Here is a 1,419-nt window from a genome sequence, read left to right on the forward strand (position 1 = left end):
CCGCTCACTCACCTGTATCACCCATCTTGCCATGGTGGTTCGAGATAGCTCGATACCTGATTGGCTGAACAAGGTTTCTTGACGGTAGAGAGGCAACGCGTATTGGTATTTGCCGAGAATGATATTGGCCAGCAAGCTTTCTGTCGCAAAGCTTTTCGGAATAATGCTTTGTGGTGCTGGCTTTTGGCGGACCTGGCTGTTTTCTGCTTGTTGCTCACACTGGCGGCATGCGTATTTAGGTCGAACATACTCAAGCACTTTGAGGATGGCCGGAGTGAACTCGAGTTTTTCACTGCAGTCTTCACCGATTTTATGCAGTGAGCCTTGGCAACATGAGCACTGTTTCTCTTGCTCATCAAGGTCAAGAATGATGCGTTCACGCGGTAGGTCTTTGGGGAGTGGTTTACGCTTTCCGCGCGCCTTCGTTATCGTGGTAGAAGTAGTAGTAACTGCCTTTTCTTCTTTTACTAACTCAGATTCTGCCTCGTTGAACAGGTCACCTTGCGCTTCGTCATAAGGTTTTAGGGACTCTGAACGCTTAGCAAACTGACGCTCGAGAGCCAGTTTGAACTGCTCTAATAAGGAAGACTTTTCAGCCATTAATGCTCTTACTATCGCTTGTAGCTCGGCAACATCTTGGCTTTCTGGGTTAATATTTCGAGTCGTTTTCATAGCATTTATTATACTAAATGCTGACTTTTAATGCTTAATATACAAGCCTTTTATTGCGATTAACTCATTGTAAAATCGTTTATTTTAACGGCTTTGTGGCCAATAATCGTGAAGCCGGAGAGCAGCCTGTCGAGTTCAAAATCAGTTAGGGTAAAGACGGGATTTCTCTCTTTTGATGGCCATTTGAACTTGGCCTTTTCAAGGCGTTTGTACCACAGTGCGAAGCCAGTTTTATCCCAGTACAACACCTTAATCTTATCGCGTTGTTTATTGGTAAAGAGGAACAAGGCGCCTGAGCCCAGAAGTAAATCTGTTTCCGATTCAATGATGGCCGCAAGGCCATTAATGGACTTACGGAAGTCAACGGCCTCACGATACAAGTAGATGTTTGGGGGGCTGAGCATTCTTTTCACGATAAGGCTCCAATCAACTCAGCAATATATGAGGCAGGGGTACCTTGTGGAATACTTAACTCAATATCACCTAATAAGAGTGTCATGTTCGCCACCGGTGTACGAGCTGCCTGATAATGAGTGGTCTTTTCAATCAGTTGAGCCTTAACAAAACCACTAGTCTGCTCGGCTCCGCTCTGCAATAAACGTTGCCGTTTGGCGAAAAATGTCGAAGAACTGAGGTTATTTTGCTCGCAAAAAGCGCGTTGAGTGAGGTTACTTGTTTCGTATTGTTGGAATAGCGCTTGCCATTCTTGGTCGCTGCGTCGTCTCGCCATGCTCTTACCTCCTTATC

3 protein-coding genes are annotated in these 1,419 nt (G+C 45.5%); all 3 read right to left on the reverse strand.

The window, feature by feature from the left end:
- Window positions 1-672: IS66 family transposase zinc-finger binding domain-containing protein (locus ACKLNH_RS20555; protein ID WP_413114127.1), on the reverse strand; the 672-nt coding region annotated here is incomplete at its 3' end.
- Window positions 673-731: 59 nt separating this feature from the next.
- Complete coding sequence (gene tnpB, locus ACKLNH_RS20560) at window positions 732-1,076, reverse strand: IS66 family insertion sequence element accessory protein TnpB (protein ID WP_413114129.1); 345 nt, start codon at window positions 1,074-1,076, stop codon at window positions 732-734.
- A gap of 5 nt (window positions 1,077-1,081) precedes the next feature.
- A complete protein-coding gene (gene tnpA / locus ACKLNH_RS20565; RefSeq protein ID WP_413114128.1) occupies window positions 1,082-1,402 on the reverse strand; it encodes an IS66 family insertion sequence element accessory protein TnpA in 321 nt (106 codons plus the stop codon).
- Window positions 1,403-1,419 lie beyond the last annotated feature (17 nt).

Source organism: Thaumasiovibrio clandestinus (assembly GCF_047250365.1).
Classification (GTDB): domain Bacteria; phylum Pseudomonadota; class Gammaproteobacteria; order Enterobacterales; family Vibrionaceae; genus Thaumasiovibrio.